The sequence below is a fragment of the Mycobacterium sp. IS-1264 genome (assembly GCF_001954195.1).
GTDB lineage: Bacteria > Actinomycetota > Actinomycetes > Mycobacteriales > Mycobacteriaceae > Mycobacterium.
The window spans coordinates 1-16,421 of sequence record NZ_MBES01000053.1 but is presented as its reverse complement, the minus strand read 5'-3'; the positions used below and the strand labels follow the sequence as shown (position 1 = coordinate 16,421).

The 16,421-nt window shown below is 68.0% G+C and carries 17 protein-coding genes; 8 read left to right on the top strand and 9 right to left on the bottom strand.

Annotated features, from left to right (window positions below; all coding sequences use genetic code 11):
* Window positions 1–26 precede the first annotated feature (26 nt).
* Genes A5744_RS10500 through prfB form a run of 3 tightly spaced genes read right to left on the bottom strand, consistent with a single transcriptional unit; the run spans window position 27 to window position 2,585 of the window.
* Window positions 27–506 carry a hypothetical protein gene (locus A5744_RS10500; RefSeq protein ID WP_076060728.1) on the bottom strand — a complete coding sequence of 160 codons (480 nt, stop codon included), beginning with the start codon at window positions 504–506 and terminating at the stop codon, window positions 27–29.
* A complete protein-coding gene (locus tag A5744_RS10495) occupies window positions 503–1,483 on the bottom strand; it encodes a mechanosensitive ion channel family protein (protein WP_139329537.1) in 981 nt (326 codons plus the stop codon). The genes A5744_RS10500 and A5744_RS10495 overlap by 4 nt, the downstream gene beginning before the upstream one ends.
* A complete protein-coding gene (gene prfB / locus A5744_RS10490) occupies window positions 1,473–2,585 on the bottom strand; it encodes a peptide chain release factor 2 (RefSeq protein ID WP_076060724.1) in 1,113 nt (370 codons plus the stop codon). The genes A5744_RS10495 and prfB overlap by 11 nt, the downstream gene beginning before the upstream one ends.
* Before the next feature lie 156 nt (window positions 2,586–2,741).
* Here prfB and A5744_RS10485 point away from each other — a divergent pair, with 156 nt between their 5' ends.
* Window positions 2,742–4,103, top strand: a complete 1,362-nt coding sequence (locus A5744_RS10485; protein ID WP_076060722.1) for an FAD-dependent oxidoreductase — start codon at window positions 2,742–2,744, stop codon at window positions 4,101–4,103.
* Here the strand turns inward: A5744_RS10485 and A5744_RS10480 are convergent, their stop codons facing one another.
* Both A5744_RS10480 and A5744_RS10475 read right to left on the bottom strand, forming a co-directional pair.
* Window positions 4,104–5,687, bottom strand: coding sequence for an FAD-binding oxidoreductase (locus tag A5744_RS10480; RefSeq protein ID WP_076060720.1), 1,584 nt, complete (start codon window positions 5,685–5,687; stop codon window positions 4,104–4,106).
* Between the two features lie 10 nt (window positions 5,688–5,697).
* Complete coding sequence (locus tag A5744_RS10475; protein WP_076060718.1) at window positions 5,698–5,901, bottom strand: hypothetical protein; 204 nt, start codon at window positions 5,899–5,901, stop codon at window positions 5,698–5,700.
* 91 nt (window positions 5,902–5,992) lie between these two features.
* On the opposite strand from A5744_RS10475, the gene A5744_RS10470 reads away from it, so the two are divergent.
* From A5744_RS10470 to A5744_RS10460, 3 genes are all read left to right on the top strand, one after another.
* The gene (locus tag A5744_RS10470; RefSeq protein ID WP_076060717.1) at window positions 5,993–6,985 is read left to right on the top strand and encodes an NAD(P)H nitroreductase; all 993 of its coding nucleotides are present in this window, start codon (window positions 5,993–5,995) and stop codon (window positions 6,983–6,985) included.
* Window positions 6,986–7,007: 22 nt separating this feature from the next.
* Window positions 7,008–7,436: a pyridoxamine 5'-phosphate oxidase family protein gene (locus tag A5744_RS10465; protein WP_076060822.1), complete on the top strand. Its 429-nt coding sequence runs from the start codon at window positions 7,008–7,010 to the stop codon at window positions 7,434–7,436.
* A 147-nt stretch (window positions 7,437–7,583) separates the two neighbouring features.
* Window positions 7,584–8,576 carry a nitroreductase family protein gene (locus A5744_RS10460; protein WP_076060715.1) on the top strand — a complete coding sequence of 331 codons (993 nt, stop codon included), beginning with the start codon at window positions 7,584–7,586 and terminating at the stop codon, window positions 8,574–8,576.
* Here A5744_RS10460 and A5744_RS10455 read toward each other — a convergent pair.
* Genes A5744_RS10455 through A5744_RS10445 form a run of 3 tightly spaced genes read right to left on the bottom strand, consistent with a single transcriptional unit; the run spans window position 8,556 to window position 11,727 of the window.
* A complete protein-coding gene (locus tag A5744_RS10455) occupies window positions 8,556–10,253 on the bottom strand; it encodes a GAF domain-containing sensor histidine kinase (RefSeq protein ID WP_076060713.1) in 1,698 nt (565 codons plus the stop codon). The two genes, A5744_RS10460 and A5744_RS10455, sit on opposite strands and share 21 nt — an antisense overlap.
* On the bottom strand, window positions 10,246–10,896 hold the full coding sequence (devR, locus tag A5744_RS10450; protein WP_076060711.1) for a two-component system response regulator DevR: 651 nt from the start codon (window positions 10,894–10,896) through the stop codon (window positions 10,246–10,248). The genes A5744_RS10455 and devR overlap by 8 nt, the downstream gene beginning before the upstream one ends.
* 24 nt (window positions 10,897–10,920) lie before the next feature.
* Entirely contained in the window at window positions 10,921–11,727 is an 807-nt protein-coding gene (locus tag A5744_RS10445) for a universal stress protein (RefSeq protein WP_076060709.1), read from the bottom strand.
* A 381-nt stretch (window positions 11,728–12,108) separates the two neighbouring features.
* On the opposite strand from A5744_RS10445, the gene A5744_RS10440 reads away from it, so the two are divergent.
* Both A5744_RS10440 and A5744_RS10435 read left to right on the top strand, forming a co-directional pair.
* Entirely contained in the window at window positions 12,109–13,257 is a 1,149-nt protein-coding gene (locus tag A5744_RS10440) for a PPE family protein (RefSeq protein ID WP_076060707.1), read from the top strand.
* Window positions 13,258–13,358: 101 nt separating this feature from the next.
* Complete coding sequence (locus tag A5744_RS10435; protein ID WP_076060706.1) at window positions 13,359–14,462, top strand: PPE family protein; 1,104 nt, start codon at window positions 13,359–13,361, stop codon at window positions 14,460–14,462.
* Window positions 14,463–14,469: 7 nt separating this feature from the next.
* Here A5744_RS10435 and A5744_RS10430 read toward each other — a convergent pair whose 3' ends face one another.
* Complete coding sequence (locus A5744_RS10430) at window positions 14,470–14,796, bottom strand: hypothetical protein (RefSeq protein ID WP_076060704.1); 327 nt, start codon at window positions 14,794–14,796, stop codon at window positions 14,470–14,472.
* 58 nt (window positions 14,797–14,854) lie between these two features.
* On the opposite strand from A5744_RS10430, the gene hisN reads away from it, so the two are divergent.
* Both hisN and A5744_RS10420 read left to right on the top strand, forming a co-directional pair.
* A complete protein-coding gene (gene hisN / locus A5744_RS10425; RefSeq protein WP_076060702.1) occupies window positions 14,855–15,658 on the top strand; it encodes a histidinol-phosphatase in 804 nt (267 codons plus the stop codon).
* Between the two features lie 78 nt (window positions 15,659–15,736).
* On the top strand, window positions 15,737–16,421 hold a 685-nt coding region (locus A5744_RS10420), incomplete at its 3' end, for an acyl-CoA dehydrogenase family protein (RefSeq protein ID WP_139331306.1).

Genomic DNA, 16,421 nt, shown 5'->3' with positions numbered 1-16,421 from the left:
GCGGTGAATTTCGCTGGCCCGGACGATCAGCTGGCCGGTGGCGCCGATGTCGGCACCGGACCGGGCCCCGGCTGGGGTTGCTGCGGCGCCGGTGACGGGCTCGCGCTCGGCGGGCAGAAGGGCGGCGGCAGCAAACACGGCGGCGTCGGCAGCACGAACGGGGGCGTCGTCGTCGTGGTGACCGGCGGCGGCGGTGGCGGGGGCGCCGGGGTGGACGTGGTCGGCGTCGGCGTGACGGTCACAGTGGGCGTCGGCTGCTGCACCCTGCTGCGCGGCACCCAGGTGTAGTTGGGGTCGGGCACGAACCCGGGCGGCACCACCTGCGGCGCGGCCGGCTTGGGAGGCGGCTCCGGGCGGTAGGTGTCGTAGACCCACCACACCGCCAGGAAAGCCACGATCAACACCACGGTGGAGGTGCGAACCCGACCGCCGAACAGATGGCTCAGGGGCCGGCGCTGCTGGACCTCGTCGTCGCCCTTCTCGAAGATATTCAGGGTCAGCTTCACCGCTGATGCACCCGATTCTCGGTCCTGTCCTGCGCCGCGGCGACCTCGGCGTCCGGGATCGCGGCGTCGTCAACGACGCCGACCCTCGCATCGGCCGAAGTCACGATCCCGACCCGGGCAAGTGCTCGAATGACGAGGACACGCAGCTGGCGGCCGACCTCGAACTGCTTCCCGGGCAGCGTGCGGGCCACCATGCGCAGGGTGACGGTGTCGACTTGGATGCTCTCCACGCCCATCACGGTGGGCGCGTCCAGCAGTAGCTCACCCAACACCGGGTTGTCCAGAGCGCGCTCGCATTCCTGGTGCAGGACGTCGTTGACCTGGTTGAGGTCGGCGCTGGTCGACACCGGGATGTCCACCACTGCGCGTGCCCAGTCCTTCGAGAGGTTGGTCGCCTTAACGATCTGGCCGTTGGGGATGGTCAACACCTCGCCATCCGGTGAGCGCAGCCGTGTCACCCGCAGCGTCACGTTCTCGACGGTGCCGCTGGCTTCCGTCGTGGAAACGATGGTGAGCGTGACCAGGTCCCCGAAGCCGTATTGCTTCTCGACGATGATGAAAAACCCGGCAAGCAGATCCCTGACCACTTGCTGAGCCCCGAAACCCAGCGCCGCACCCAGCACCGTGGCCGGCGCGATCAGCCCACCCACGGAGAACTGCAGCACACCAGCAACCTGAACGAGGACCCAGATCGCGATGACCACGATCGATACCCACTGGATCACCGACGCGACGGCCTGGCGGTGCTTGGTTGCCTCCGAGCGCACCAACGCGTCGCTTTCGGTGAAGCCCACGTCGAGTTGCCGGGTCACCTGCTGTGCGATCCAGCTGACGAAGCGTGCCGCCAGCACCGCCGCGATCAGCAGCATGATGATGTGCAGGCCTCTGCCGAGGATCCATTCGCCGATCGCACCGCGCCAAAAGCCGTGCCAGCGATCCGCCATCGATGCAGCGAGAACAGTTGTGTTAGTCGTCATCTTTTCGGTTGCGCCACCGGATTCCCGCTTCCAGGAATCCGTCGATGTCTCCGTCCAGAACGGCCGCCGGATTGCCCACCTCGTACTCGGTTCGCAGATCCTTGACCATCTGATACGGGTGTAGTACGTAGGAGCGCATCTGGTTTCCCCAGGAACTGCCGCCTTCGCCTTTCAAGGCGTCCAGCTCGGCGCGCTCTTCTGATCGCTTGCGCTCCAACAACTTTGCTTGGAGCACTCGCATTGCCGAAACTTTGTTCTGCAGTTGCGACTTCTCGTTCTGACAAGTCACGACGATACCCGTTGGGATGTGGGTTAAGCGAACCGCGGAGTCAGTGGTGTTCACCGACTGGCCGCCGGGCCCGCTGGAGCGGTAAACGTCCACTCGCACATCGCCTTCCGGAATGTCGATGTGATCGGTGGTTTCGACCACCGGAAGCACTTCGACTTCGGCGAAGGATGTCTGACGCCGGCTTTGGTTGTCGAACGGGCTGATTCGCACCAGTCGGTGGGTGCCCTGTTCGACGGACAACGTGCCGTAGGCGAACGGCGCATGCACGGCGAACGTCGCGCTTTTGATGCCCGCTTCCTCCGCGTAGGAGGTGTCGAACACCTCGACCGAATACTTGTGTTGCTCGGCCCACCGGATATACATCCGCATCAGCATCTCGGCCCAGTCGGCGGCATCCACCCCGCCGGCGCCGGAACGAATGGTGACCAGCGCCTCGCGCTCGTCGTACTCACCCGAGAGCAGGGTGCGCACCTCGGCGGCTTCGATGTCGGCGCGCAGGGCATTCAGCTCGGCATCGGCCTCGGCCAACGCTTCGGCGGCGCCTTCGCCCTCCTCGGCCGCCAGCTCGTAAAGCACCGGCAGGTCGTCCAGGCGCTGCCGCAACTCCTCGATCCGGCGTAGCTCGCCCTGCGTGTGGGATAACTCACTCGTGACGCGCTGCGCGCGGGCCTGGTCGTCCCAGAGGTTGGGGTCGGACGCCTCGTGCTCGAGTTTCTCGATGCGGCCGCGCAGACCGTCGACATCGAGTACCCGCTCCACCGTGGTCAGGGCGGAGTCAAGGGCGGCGATGTCGGCTTGACGGTCGGGTTCCACAGCCGCCCACGTTACCGGGGGCTTTGCGCTCGGCGAGTGCTCAGGTCACGACCAGCGGTCATGCGTTTAGCATCGAGTCACGATCATGTGCAGCCCCCGACTGTGCCGCGACAGCCCCTCTGCGCGCAGACCGGGCACTAAACAGAAGGCTGGAGTATGCGCCCATACCATGTCGCCATCGTCGGCTCCGGACCGTCGGGGTTCTTCGCCGCAGCATCGTTGCTGAAAGCCGCCGACACCTCCGACGAGATCGACGTGGCCGTCGACATGATCGAGATGCTGCCGACGCCGTGGGGGTTGGTGCGCTCCGGTGTCGCTCCCGATCACCCGAAGATCAAGTCGATCAGCAAACAATTCGAGAAGACCGCCGAGGACCCCCGCTTCCGCTTCTTCGGCAACGTCGTGGTGGGCGAGCACCTCGAGGCGCCCGAACTCGCCGAGCGCTACGACGCCGTGATCTACGCCGTCGGGGCGCAGTCGGACCGCTCGCTCAACATTCCCGGTGAGGACTTGCCGGGGAGTGTCGCGGCCGTCGATTTCGTGGGCTGGTACAACGCCCATCCCAACTTCGAGCAGATATCGCCCGATCTGTCGGGCAGTCGCGCGGTAGTGATCGGCAACGGCAACGTCGCACTCGACGTCGCGCGCATCCTGGTCACCGACCCGGGCGAGCTGGCGCGAACCGACATCGCCGATCACGCGCTGGAATCGCTGCGCCCATGCGGTGTGGAGGAAGTGGTGATCGTCGGCCGGCGCGGTCCGCTGCAGACCGCGTTCACGACGCTCGAGCTACGCGAGTTGGCAGACCTCGAAGGTGTCGACGTGATTGTGGATCCCGCCGATCTGGAGGGCATCACCGACGAGGACGCGGCCGCGGTCGGCAAGGTCTGCAAGCAAAACCTCAAGGTGCTGCGCGACTACGCGGGCCGTGAACCCCGCCCGGGACACCGTCGCATGGTGTTCCGGTTCAAGACGTCCCCGATCGAGATCAAGGGTGACGGCAAGGTGGAGCGGATCGTGCTGGGCCGCAACGAATTGGTCGCCGACGAGAGCGGGCGGGTGGCCGCCAAGGACACCGGTGAGCGCGAGGAACTGCCCGTGCAGCTAGTGGTGCGGTCGGTGGGTTACCGCGGGGTGCCAACCCCGGGACTGCCTTTCGACGACAAAAGCGCGACCATCCCCCACGCCAACGGCCGGGTCGAGGGCAGCCGCAACGAGTACGTCGTCGGATGGATCAAGCGCGGGCCGACGGGTGTGATCGGCACCAATAAGAAGGACTCCCAGGACACCGTCGACACGCTGCTGGCCGACCTGAGCGGGACCGACGAATTGGCCGACTTCGGCGAGGACCATGCCGACAAGTTGGCCGAGTGGCTGGCCTCCCGGCAGCCGAAGCTGGTCACCTCCGCTCACTGGGAGATCATCGATCGCCACGAGCGGGCCGCCGGTGAGCCCCACGGGCGGCCGCGGGTCAAGCTGCCGAGCCTGGCCGAGCTCCTGCGCGTCAGCCACGGCTGATCACGCGTCGACCAGCACCCCGGGGTTGAGAACCCCGGCCGGGTCCAGCGCGGACTTCGCCGCGCGCAGCGCCGCCGCGAACGGGTCGGGGCGCTGCATGTCGTACCACGGGCGGTGATCGCGACCGACGGCGTGGTGGTGAGTGATGGTGCCGCCGGCGGCGATGATCGCCTCCGACACGGCGGCCTTGATCTCGTCCCATTGCGCGTCCAGGGATTCCCACCGTCCGCCGGCATAGATGCCGTAATAAGGCGCCGGGCCGTCGGGGTAGACGTGGGTGAACCGGCAGGTCACCACGCCGGTCCCGCAGATCCGTTCGATTGATGCGCGCGCCGCCCTCATCACCGCGTCGTGCAGGGCCTCGAATGCGTCCCAGGTGCACGCCGTCTCGAACGTCTCGGCGATGACACTGCGGCGGGCCAGCGCATCGCGCTGGTACGGCATGCGTAGAAAGGCCGAACGCCAATTCCCGGAAGCGTCCGATTTGCTTGCATCGCTTGTGTTTTCGCGGTCGCGTCGCGCGGTCAGAACGCCGCCGTGTTCGGCGGCGATCGCCACGGCGCGGCCGAGCCACGCGTCGACCGGGTGATCGGCGGATTCGAAAGCCAGTACCAGCATCCCTCCCCCGACCGCGGCTCCGGCGTTCAGGAATGCCTCGGCCGGGTCCAGCAACCGGCAATTCGACGGGTACAGGCCGGCCTGCGCGATCGTCCGGGTCGCGGCGAGCGCGTCCGCCCAGTCGTCGAACGCCAACGACGCGGTGACCTGCCACTTCGGCCGGTTTTGCAGCCGCATCCACGCCTCCGTGATGACGCCGAGCGTGCCCTCGGAGCCGAGGAACAGCCGATCCGGGGACGGCCCCGCACCGGACCCCGGGAGCCGCCGCGACTCGCTCACCCCGGCCGGGGTGACGACCCGCAACGATTCGGTCAGGTCGTCGATGTGGGTGTAGAGCGTGGCGAAGTGCCCGCCGGCGCGGGTGGCCAGCCAGCCCCCCAGGCTGGAAAACCCGAACGACTGCGGATAGTGGCGCAGCGTCAAATCGTATGGGCGCAACTGGTTTTCGAGCTCCGGCCCCAGAGCGCCGGCCTGGATGCGGGCGGACCGACTGGTCCGGTCGAGCTCGAGCACCGCGCCCATGGCGGTGGTATCCACCGTGACGGCCGGACCGTCGAAGCGCGGTTCGACACCGCCGACCACCGAGCTGCCGCCGCCGTAGGGGATCACCGCAATCCCTTGGGGTGCAGCCCAATCCAGGACGTCGATCACGTCCTGTTCGTGGCGGGGTCGCACGACAAGGTCGGGAACGTGGTCGAGGCGGCCGTGCAGGTTGCGCACGACGTCGCGGAAAGCCTTGCCGTGCGCGTGGGCCGCCCGATCGACGGCGTCAACGGAGCACAGGTCTGCCAGCGACGACGGCGGGGCCACCCGCGGCTGCGCCAGACCGAGGGCATGGGGGTCCGGCGGCGGGTGATCGGTCAGGTCGTGCCCGGGAAGCAGCGTCGCCACGCGTGCGACCAGCTCGCGTGTCTCGTGCTCCGAAAGCGCGTCCTCGACGGTGCCCCAGCCCCACCACGAACGCATGCTGGCGGCGTCAGCGTTTCAAGACGACGACGGCGGTTCCAGCGATCAGCAGCAGGATGGCGGCGGCGATGGCCCAGCCGGCGCCGGCGAGCCACCAGACGACGGCCAGCGCCACGAGTGCCGGTGAGACCGCGAAGAGCGCTATTCCGGGGTTCTGCCTGATCACCGCCAGAGCGCTCTTTGCCCGGATCGGATCGATTTCTCCGCGTGCCATGCCCTCAGGATGCCAGACAAGTGCCTTCTGCGGGTTGATAAGGGACGAAGGCCCCTAGGGGCCCGCGCCCGCTCGCCATAGCGTCTGCGGTGTGGAAGTCGAGGCGCTCAAGACGGCGGTCCTGCTGGCCTGCCGCGCTCCTTCCGTTCACAACAGCCAGCCCTGGCGGTGGGTGGCGCGAGGCGATGTCGTCCATCTGTTCGTCGACCGGCACCGGACGGTGCCCGCCGCCGACCGATCCGGCCGGGAAGCGATCTTGAGTTGCGGCGCCGCACTCGACCACTTTCGCGTGGCCATTACCGCGGCCGGTTGGCTGCCGAGCATTACTCGGCTGCCCGACCCGACCGATCCCTCACACTTGGCCTCGATCGAATTCAGCCTCACGGATCACATCACCGAGTCGCAGCGACAGCGCGCGCGGGCGATCCTGCAACGTCGGACCGATCGGCTCGCCTTCGGCATGCCCACCTACTGGGATGCGTTCGAACCCGAGCTGCGAAGCGTGTTGAGCGAAAGCGTTGCGACGCTTGACATCCTGACCGATAATCAGCGCCCGCTCCTGGCGGAGGCCACGCAGCTCAGCGAATCGCTCCGGCGCGAGGATTCGTCGTATCAGCTCGAGCTGCAGTGGTGGACTTCGCCATTCGCGTTGGCGGAGGGCGTGCCGCCGAGCGCGCTGGCATCGGACGTCGAGCGCCACCGAGTCGACGTGGCCCGCGACTTCCCGGTTCGAAGCCACCAGGATCGGCGCCCGGAGATCGGCGCGGACTGGTCGAAAATCCTTGTGCTGTCGACGGCTGAGGACACGCGGGCCGAGGTGTTGGAGTGCGGCGAAGCGCTGTCGACCGTCCTACTGGAATGCACCGTGGCCGGGATGGCGACCTGCACGTTGACTCATCTGATCGAATCGGAGGAGAGCCGCGACGTCGTCCGCAACCTGGTCGGCCACGGCGAACCGCAGGTGCTGGTCCGCGCCGGGATCGCGCCGCCCCTGGAGGCGCTTCCCGCACCGACACCGCGGCGGCCGTTGGACGACGTCCTCGAGTTTCGCGAGGAACCACGCGGCGGCTTGAAATGGTGGTGATGTGCAGGGAAAGGTTGGAACCATGACCGATGAGCCAGTCACCATCCTGTCGGAGGACGAGAGTTGGCGCCGGTTGGGCGGCGTCGCGCTGGGCAGGTTGGTAACCAGCTTTGCCGGTGAGCCGGAGATCTTCCCGGTCAACTTCGTCGCGCAGGGCCGGACCGTGCTGTTTCGGACTTCCGAGGGCACCAAACTGTTTTCCGCCGTAGCCAACAGCGTCGTGCTGTTCGAGGCCGACGACCACAACGTCGCCGAAGGCTGGAGCGTGATCGTCCGTGGCCGCGCCAAGGTGCTACGCACCGACGCCGAGATCGAGGAAGCCGAGCGGGCCCAGCTCCTGCCGTGGACCGCGATACCCAAGGTTCACTACGTCCGCGTGACCCCGTCCGAAATCACCGGCCGCCACTTCAGGTTCGGACCAGAGCCAGACCCCGCCGCGGGTCCTTCCTGACGGTCACCGCGCGATCAAAGTGTTCAGGGCCAAAGGTCCCCCGATGCCGGTGGCTTCCTGCTCTGCTGGCGACGGCGTCGTCGCGCGATCCTGGAAAGCATGACCACACTTCTCGACAGCAAGGTTTGTCGGACCGGAGAGGCAGACATGAACGCCCTTTTCCCAGACACCGACACCGTTGAGGCGGTCCTCACCCTGGCCACCCGGGCGCCCTCCATTCACAACACGCAACCGTGGCGGTGGCGCGTGGGCGCGGCGAGCGTGGATCTGTACTCCGAGCCCGACATGCAGCTGCGCAACACCGACCCCGACGGGCGGGAGTTGATGCTCAGCTGCGGAACCGCGTTGCATCACTGCGTTGCGGCGCTGGCCGCCATGGGCTGGCAAGCGCGGGTTCATCGCTTTCCCGATCCCGACGACCCCACCCACCTGGCGACCATCGACGTCGCGCGGCACACCCCGGACCATGCCGACATCGCGCTGGCGGCCGCCATCCCGCGGCGCCGAACCGATCGGCGGGCCTACGGGTCGTGGCCGGTATCGGGGGGCGACATCGCGTTGATGGCCGCCCGTGCCGCGCGATGCGGGGTAATGCTGCGGCAGGTAGACGCCCTGGAACGGATGAACAAGATTGTCGCCCAAGCGGTCTGGGATCACGCGACCAATCGCGACTACCTTCGCGAACTCACCATGTGGAGCGGACGGTACGGTTCGGTGGCCGGGGTCCCGGCCAGGAACACACCACCGTCGGAGCGAACCTCCCCGATCCCGGGCCGTCTCTTCGCGGGACCGGGTCTGGCCCCGTCCGCCGCCCCGCCTGCCGAGGACGGGGCCGCGATTGTGGCGCTGGGCACCGAGGGCGACGACCGCTTGTCCCGGCTGCGCGCCGGGGAAGCCACCAGCGTCGTGTTGCTGACGGCGACGGCACTGGGATTGGCGTGCTGCCCGATCAGCGAACCCCTGGAAATCCGTGAAACCCGCGAGGCCGTGCGCGCCGATGTCTTCGGCTCCAGCGGATACCCGCAGATGCTGCTCCGGGTGGGGTGGGCCCCGGTCAACGCCGATCCGTTGCCGCCGACGCCGCGGCGCCGGCTGTCCCGGGTCGTCGAGTGGCCCGGCCTATTGGAGCAGCGGGGCTGACCACCGCAACACCGTGCCGCCGGTGCCGGCGCTTTCGATCGTGAACTGACCGCCGGCCTGCTCGGCGCGACGCCGCAGGTTCGTCAGGCCGCTGCCGGTGAACTCGTCGGGCATCCCCCGCCCGTTATCGCTGACCTCGATGCACAAGTCGTCTTCGACGCTGACCCGGACCGTCAGCGTGGTGGCGTCCGCGTGCCGAACGGCATTGCTGACCGCTTCGCGGACCACCGCCTCGGCGTGATCGGCCAGTGCACCGTCGACCACAGACAGCGGCCCGACGAATTGGACCGTCGTGCGCAGCCCCGAGCCGGCGAATTGGGTGACCGCTTCGTCGATCCGCTGCCGCAGCCGAGTGATGCCCTGCGCGGCACCATGCAGGTCGAAGATGGTCGTCCGGATATCCTGGATGACGGCCTGCAGGTCGTCGACGGCTTCCGAAAGCCGTTGCTGCACTTCAGAATCGCGTGCCCGCGGCACGGTGCCCTGCAGCGCCAGACCGACGGCGAAGAGCCGCTGTATCACATGGTCGTGCAGGTCGCGCGCGATGCGGTCGCGGTCGGTCAGCACGTCGAGCTCGCGCATCCGGCGCTGGGAGGTGGCAAGCTGCCAGGCCAGCGCGGCCTGATCGGCGAATGCGGCCATCATCTCGAGCTGTTCGTCGGTGAATGCGCCGCGTTGGCGTACCACGACAACGACTCCCGCGACCGTATCGGTGGCCCGCAACGGCAGTATCAGCGCCGGGCCCAGGTCGTGCGCACCGTCGAGGTCGAGTCCGTCGACCCGTCGCGGGGTGCCCGTGGCGAAGGCGTCCCCGATCGCCGTGCCCGCGATGGCGACCGTTCGGCCGGCGGTGGAAGCCGCTGCGCTGCCCACTGTTTCGACCACCAGCAGCTCGTCGGTACTCGCCGCGTTGTCGTCGACGGGAACGGCGACCAGCGCCGCTTCAGCGGCGGTGAGTTTGAGTGCTTCCTCGGCGACCAGCCGGAACACCGTCGCGGGTTCGGTGCCGGACAGCAATTCGGTGGCTATGTCACGGGTGGCTTCGATCCACGACTGCCGCTGCTGGGCCTCCTGATAGAGCCGGGCGTTCGCGACGGCGATGCCCGCCGCCGCGGCCAGCGCCTGGACCAACACCTCGTCGTCATCGCTGAACGGCTGCCCGTTGGTCTTGTCGGTGAGGTAGAGCGTGCCGAACGATTGGTCGCGCACCAGGACCGGCACCCCGAGAAAAGTCCGCATCGGTGGGTGGTGCGCCGGAAACCCGATCGAGGCGGGATGTTGCGAAAGGTCGTCTAGGCGTAGCGGTTTGGGTTCGTCGATCAGCAGGCCGATGACACCCAGGCCTTCGGGTAGGTGGCCGATGCGCCGCACGGTTTCCTCGTCGATGCCCTCGTGGACGAAGCGCACCAGGCGGTTGTCCCGGTCGTGCACCTCCAGCGCGCCGTATCGGGCGTCGACGAGCTTGGTGGCCGAGTGCACGATGGTGCGCAGGGTGGCATCCAGATCCAACCCGGACGTGACCACGAGCATCGCCTCTAATAGCCCGTCGAGGCGGTCGCGGCCCTCGACGATCTGCTCGACGCGATCCTGCACCTCGACCAGCAGCTCGCGCAGCCGCAGTTGGGAAAGTGTTTGACGCAGCGGGCCGATGCCGGCGTCTGGGGTGTCGCTATTCATCACCGGGCGGCCGCGAGCGCTTCAGTTCCGTTGCGAACACCGCGGCTTGGGTTCGCCGCTCCATGCCAAGCTTGGCCAACAGCCGAGACACGTAGTTCTTCACTGTCTTTTCGGCCAGAAACATCCGGTCGGCGATCTGCTTGTTGGTTAGGCCTTCGCTGAGCAGGCTGAGCAGTGTGCGTTCCTGGTCGGTGAGACCCGACAACGGGTCGGACTTCTCGGTGGCGCCGCGCAGCTTGGCCATCAGCGCCGCGGCGGCCCGATTGTCGAGCAGCGATCGCCCGGCGCCGACCTCTTTGACGGCGCGTGCCAGCTCCATCCCCTTGATGTCCTTGACGACATAGCCACTGGCGCCGGCCAGGATCGCGTCCAGCATCGCCTCATCGGATGTGTAGGACGTCAGGATCAGGCAGCGCAGCTCTGGCATGCGCGACAACAGATCACGGCACAGTTCGATGCCGTTGCCGTCGGGCAGCCGGACGTCGAGCACCGCGACATCCGGGTTCGCGGCCGGAATCCTGGCCATCGCCTCCGCGACCGAGCCCGCCTCACCGACGACGTCGAGGTCGGGATCCGCCCCGAGCAGGTCGATCAGTCCGCGCCTCACCACTTCGTGATCGTCGACCAAGAAGACCTTTACCAAGGCGCCACTCCCGACATCCGCTGCCTACAAGTTGCCGCACCGCACCGTGAGTATCGAGCATCCCACGTTGTACGCCCCGCACACGTCATTGGCGGCGTGCATATCGGTGACGAAGAGCTGCCCGGTGTCCGCGTTGGCCCCGAGGTATTCGCCGACACCTCCGCGGATGACCGTGGATTCGACCGGCACGTCGGGGTAGCGCGGCGTCCAGCGGGCCAGCCGGCGATCCAGTTGCGCTTGCGCTAAACGGTTTCCGTCGCCGACGTCATCGGGGGTCTCGGCGACGTGTGCGGCCAGTGCCCGCAGCGGAACTCCGCGCAACCTCGCCTCGTCGAACGCGTGTCTCAGCACCGAACCATTGTCCACCTGCACGACGACCTCGTTGACCTCGGGGCTTGCCGGACCGCCCGGCGAGCGGTGCACCACCGCAACCGGACACAACGCCGATTCGGCCAAGGCCGCGGCGACGGTGCCGCCGATGCGGCGCGCGTGGTTGAGCCCGATCGACCCGACACAGACCAATGCCGCCGACCTCGACTCGGCCATCAGCTTGGCCAGTGGCCGCCCCCACAGGATCTCGGTTTCGATCTTGACCGGTTTGTCCGTGGCGTCGACTGCCCGGTAGGCGGCGTAGAGCGCGGCGCGGGCGACGCTTTGCGGGTCGTCCTGTGAGCCGGCCGCGGGGGTGCACAGCGGATCGACGACGTACACCAGTCGCAGCGGGATGTCCCGGGCGACCGCCTCGTCGACGGCCCACAGGGCGGCGTGGGTTGCCGCCCTTGATCCATCGATGCCGACGACGACCGACGGAGCTGGGTAGATGTCGCTCATCGGAGTCTCCTTTGCGGGAGTGACCATCGTTGCTAACCCGTACGTTATGGGCCGGGCATGCCGTTCCCGCAGAGGCGATGGTCACCAACCGAGTGCCATTGGTCCCTTTCGGGCGACGAGGGAACTGTCGCCGGAAATTTCGCAGACTTGCTCCGTTACCAGGCCCAAAACGCGATACTGGCCTCTCGGGCTCAAGACGATACATAGCTGAAGGCTGCAGAAATGCCCTGTGCGAACGCCCCGCCAACTCTTTTTTGACGACGCCGGCCGCGACCGTAGCGGCCAACCCACTTCCCTAAACCACCGCCCCCGGGGCGGTGGTCGCGTTGTCGACGCCTATGAACCTCACCGCAAAGCAATTCATGAAGGAGATGCGACACAATGGATTTCGCATTTTTGCCGCCGGAAGTCAATTCGGCCCGGATGTATGCCGGACCCGGGGCCGTCTCGCTGTTGGCCGCCGCGGGTAGCTGGGACGCCCTGTCCGCCGAGTTGAGCAACACAGCCGAGTCCTATGAGTCGGTGCTTTCCGGCCTGGACTTGCAGTGGCGCGGGACCGCATCCGAGGCGATGGCGGCCACGGCCGCCCGCTACGTAGCTTGGCTGCAAACGACCGCCGAACAGACAAAGCAGACGGCCATGCAGACCAGGACGGCTGCGGCCGCTTATGAGCAGGCCTACGCGATGACGATCCCCCCACCGGCGGTCACCGCCAACCGGACACAACTGTCCTCGCTGATCGCGACGAACGTGCTGGGCCAGAACACCGCGGCGATCGCGGCCACCGAGGCGCAGTACGCCGACTACTGGGCTCAGGACGCCGCCGCGATGTCCGGGTACTCCGCCTCCTCGACAGCGGCGACGACGGGGTTGCCTCGGTTCTTTTCCCCGAACCGGGCCACCACCGAGTCCGGGGTGGCCGCTCAGGGCGCCGCGGTCAACCAGGCTAACGCCAGCGCCACCGCCACCCGGTCGGCCGCGCAGGCGGTTTCTGGGGCCGCTGTCCAGCCGGCCGCCGCGGCCGCGCCCGCCGCGGCCGCGCCCGCTGCGGCGGCGTCCGACTCGACCGCATTCCGGATCCTCGATGCCATTCAGGCGACGAATCTCGCGCTAACGGCCCCGTACAACATGGAAGCGTTCGCCTCCGGTGTCATCGGGGCCGAGAACAACCTGGGCATTTTGCCCAAGGTCGCGGCGGCTCCGGCCGCGCTCGCCCCAACGCTGACGGCGTCGCCCCAACTGGGCGGTGGTGCGGGGCTGGGCAACGTCACGGCCACGCTCGCCCGCGGTGGGACGATCGGGCCGATGTCCGTCCCGGCGAGCTGGGCGGCGCCGTCGACCGGTCAGATCGCGCGGTTGGAACCCGCCGGCTTCACCACGATTCCGGGAACCGAGGAGGCGGTCGCGTCGGGTTACCCGGGCTACCCAGGGATGCCGGCGGGGAACGTCTCCCGGGGCGCCGGCGTGGGTGCTCCGCCCCGATACGGTGTCCGGCTCACGGTGATGCCGCGCCCGCCGGCGGCCGGGTGACGGTCGCCTGACCAACCGCTGTCGCTGTCGCGCGTTTCCGCGCGCCGGCGCCGCCGCTGCGCACGGTTGACCACGGCCACCCTCTATCGATATGTGACACAATGGATTTCGCCTTCTTGCCACCGGAGGTCAACTCCGCCCGGATGTATGCCGGCCCGGGGTCGGGCCCGCTGCTGGCTGCCGCGGAAAGCTGGGAATCGCTCTCGGCCGAGTTGGGCATCGCGGCCGGGGTCTGCGAATCGGTGCTCTGGGCCCTGACCAGCTTGCACTGGCGCGGGCCGGCTTCGGAGGCAATGGCGGCAGCCGCCACCCCCTATCTGGGGTGGTTGCACGCGGCCGCAGAGCAGACAGAGCAGACCGCCATCCAGGCTCGGGCAGCCGCGGCGGCCTACGAACTGGCGTTCGCGATGACGGTGCCTCCGGTGGCGGTCGCGGCCAACAGGATTCGGCTGGCTCTGCTGATAGCGACGAACTTCTTCGGCCAGAACACCGCGGCGATCGCGGCCACCGAGGCGGAGTATGCCGAGTACTGGGCCCAGGACGTCACTGCGATGTCCGGCTACGCAACCAGCTCGGTGGCGGCAACGCGGTTGACGCCGTTCTCGTCTCCGAAGCGGGCCACCAACCCCGACGGGATGGCCGCGCAAAATGCCGCGGTCGCACAAGCCAACGCTGGCGCCGCGTCCACAATCCCAGCCGCACAGGCGGTTTCGACGGTACCCAGCACCGCTTCGGGCACCCCCGCCGATTTCGCACTCTTCGACGCCATCATGGCGACCGGCACCGCGCTGAAAGCGCCCACCAGTTTCGGGGGATTCGTTGCCGGGATTATCGGGGCCGAGAAGGACTTGGGGATTTTGCCTGTCGTCGGGGCGACAACGGCTCAGGTGGCGCCGTCGCTCAGCGGCGCCTCGAGCCTCGGAGGCGGCCTGGGGAACGTCACCGCGACGCTGGCCCGGGCCGGCACCATCGGGTCGATGTCCGTGCCGTCAAGCTGGGCCGCGCCGTCGGGTAACGCTGTTGTGGCACCGACGATGACCATCCCCGCAATGGCGTTGTCGAGCAACGGATTACCGGCGCCCCAGGGGACGGGGTCCGGCATGCCGGGCGTACCCGGGATGCCGAGAGTCTCGCGGGCCGCGATGGTAGTCCCCCGGTACGGCGCCCGGGTCACGGTGATGGCGCGCCCGCCGGCGGCTGGATGACGGCCGGCTACGCGGGAGGCTCCGGCGGCGCGAACTTCCAATTATTGGGATTCTTGGTGGAATACAGCACCGGCATCAGCTGGCCCACCGTCGGCCACGCGTCGACATCGACCGCCATGCGTTGATACACGGAGTACTCATCGAGAGTCGGCCCGTTGATCACCCCCGCAATCGTGACGTATTGCTCACCGCTCACGTCCGGCCGCGGGCTGACGCCGGTCACCAGCAGCGTGCCGCTCGCCAGCTCACCGCGCGGGCCACGCGGGATGAACCGTTGCGCAAGGAAGACCGCCAGGACGGCCACGAGTAGGAGCAGCAACCCGAATTCCCACACGCATCCAGGTTAGGGCTTTCCGGGAGTCCTTTCTGAAAGTCGTGGTAGGACTGCTGGCATGGCCCGGGATGATCTGGCGCTGGCGCTCGTGCTGGCCGACCGTGCGGACACGCTGACTCGTGCCCGGTTCGGCGCACTCGACCTGCGCATCGACACCAAACCGGATCTGACTCCGGTGACCGACGCCGATCGGGCGGTCGAGGCCGACCTGCGCGAGGTGCTCGGGCGCGAAAGGCCGGACGACAGCGTCGTAGGCGAGGAGTTCGGCGGCACCACATCGTTCACCGGGCGGCAATGGATCATCGACCCGATCGACGGCACCAAGAACTTCGTGCGCGGAGTGCCGGTGTGGGCCAGTTTGATTGCGTTGCTCGAGGACGGTGCGCCCTCGGTCGGGGTGGTGAGCGCCCCCGCGCTGCAGCGTCGGTGGTGGGCTGCCCGCGGCCGGGGAGCGTTCGTCGCTGTCGAAGGAGCCCCGCCGCGGCAGATCTCGGTTTCCTCTGTGGCACAGCTGAATTCGGCCAGTTTGTCGTTCGCCAGCCTGTCGGGATGGGCGCAACGCGGTCTACGCGAACGCTTCGTCGAGCTGACCGACGCGGTGTGGAGGGTGCGCGCCTTCGGCGACTTCTGGTCGTATTGCCTGCTCGCCGAGGGGGCCATCGATATCGCCGCCGAGCCGGAGGTGTCGGTGTGGGACCTGGCACCCCTCGACATCCTCGTCCGGGAAGCGGGCGGAACGTTCACCGGCTTGGACGGCAGCGCGGGTCCGCACCGCGGCAGCGCCGTCGCGACCAACGGGCTGCTGCACGACCAGGTGCTGGCCCGCATCGGCTCGCATCCGGAAGCACGCGGTGTGAATTAGTTAACAGGGCATCTCGCGCATCTTACTCCGGAGTAAGATAGCGTCATCCGCATCGCCCCAACGACCGAGGCTGCCGAAATGACCGGTTCAAAGAAGACTCAATCGTCGCAATCCACGCGTTCACGCTTCCGGCGGCGCGGCCGCAAGACCGGCGTCGGGCTGCAACCGCACCGGCGGACCGGGATCGATATCGCCATGGCCCTGCTCACCCCGCTCGTCGGGCAGGATTTTCTGGACAAATACCATCTGCGCGACCCGCTCAACCGGGCCCTGCGCTACGGCACCAAGACGATCTTCTCCACCGCCGGCGCCACCACCCGGCAGTTCAAGCGGGTCCAGAACCTTCGCGGTGGACCGACCCGGCTCAAGTCGAGCGGCAAGGACTACTACGACCTGACGCCCGACGACGAGCAGAAGATGATCGTCGAGACCCTCGAGGACTTCGCTGAAGAGGTGCTGCGGCCCGCGGCGCACGACGCAGACGAGGCCGCGACCTACCCGCCGGATCTGATCGCCAAGGCCGCCGAGTTGGGCATCACCGCGATCAACATTCCCGAGGACTTCGAGGGGATCGCCGCGCACCGATCCAGCGTCACCAACGTGCTGGCGGCAGAGGCCCTGGCCTACGGCGACATGGGTCTGGCGCTGCCGATTCTGGCGCCGGGAGGTGTGGCGTCCGCGCCGGCCCCCAGGGGGGGCGCGGGCCCCCCCGCCCCCCAACAGGCGGGGGGTGGGGGGGGGGCCGGCCGCGCGGGGGGGGGTT

Coding starts and splice junctions, on each gene's coding strand:
- A5744_RS10495 (WP_139329537.1), bottom strand. CDS start 1,483: ATGACGACTAACACAACTGTTCTCGCTGCATCGATGGCGGATCGCTGG.
- A5744_RS10485 (WP_076060722.1), top strand. CDS start 2,742: ATGCGCCCATACCATGTCGCCATCGTCGGCTCCGGACCGTCGGGGTTC.
- A5744_RS10480 (WP_076060720.1), bottom strand. CDS start 5,687: ATGCGTTCGTGGTGGGGCTGGGGCACCGTCGAGGACGCGCTTTCGGAG.
- A5744_RS10475 (WP_076060718.1), bottom strand. CDS start 5,901: ATGGCACGCGGAGAAATCGATCCGATCCGGGCAAAGAGCGCTCTGGCG.
- A5744_RS10465 (WP_076060822.1), top strand. CDS start 7,008: ATGACCGATGAGCCAGTCACCATCCTGTCGGAGGACGAGAGTTGGCGC.
- A5744_RS10460 (WP_076060715.1), top strand. CDS start 7,584: ATGAACGCCCTTTTCCCAGACACCGACACCGTTGAGGCGGTCCTCACC.
- A5744_RS10455 (WP_076060713.1), bottom strand. CDS start 10,253: ATGAATAGCGACACCCCAGACGCCGGCATCGGCCCGCTGCGTCAAACA.
- A5744_RS10445 (WP_076060709.1), bottom strand. CDS start 11,727: ATGAGCGACATCTACCCAGCTCCGTCGGTCGTCGTCGGCATCGATGGA.
- A5744_RS10440 (WP_076060707.1), top strand. CDS start 12,109: ATGGATTTCGCATTTTTGCCGCCGGAAGTCAATTCGGCCCGGATGTAT.
- A5744_RS10435 (WP_076060706.1), top strand. CDS start 13,359: ATGGATTTCGCCTTCTTGCCACCGGAGGTCAACTCCGCCCGGATGTAT.
- hisN (WP_076060702.1), top strand. CDS start 14,855: ATGGCCCGGGATGATCTGGCGCTGGCGCTCGTGCTGGCCGACCGTGCG.